Origin of the sequence: Nevskia sp., assembly GCF_023266035.1 — a bacterium.
Lineage (GTDB): Bacteria > Pseudomonadota > Gammaproteobacteria > Nevskiales > Nevskiaceae > Nevskia.
In genome coordinates this window covers 30,060-30,461 of the sequence record NZ_JAHFRY010000048.1, presented here as the reverse complement: position 1 = coordinate 30,461, position 402 = coordinate 30,060, and the positions used below count along the sequence as shown (strand labels likewise).

1 protein-coding gene is annotated in these 402 nt (G+C 67.9%); it reads right to left on the bottom strand.

Annotation, left to right across the window (positions count from 1 at the left end; genetic code table 11):
* Nucleotides 1-402, bottom strand: a 402-nt coding sequence (locus Q0D45_RS09390) for an L-histidine N(alpha)-methyltransferase (RefSeq protein WP_293391738.1), incomplete at both ends; no start/stop codon positions are given.

Genomic DNA, 402 nt, shown 5'->3' with positions numbered 1-402 from the left:
GGATGTGCCTCCGCAATACGCGCCACCGCTGGCCGCAACCAGGCATCGGCGATGTCGACACCGACATAGCGGCGTGGCGCCAGCGCAGATAACCAGTCGCGCGACTTGGCGGCGTCGCCAGCACCGAGATCGACCCACTGGAAGCCCGCCGGCAGCGCGTGGCTGATCTCGACCGCGATCGCCTCGCGCGCTTCTCTGAAGATCGAGGCTTCGATCCGGGTCGGGTGGTATTCGTCGAGCTGGCAGATGGCGTCGAACAGCGCGCTGCCCTGGGCGTCGTAGAAGAACTTCGGATCGGTACGTGCATCAGCCGCGAGCAGGCCGGCGAGCAGGCGTGCGGCGTCCTCGGCAAGGTTTGCCGTGTGCAGCTCGACGATGCGCGTCGTGGCGCGTGGCGCAACG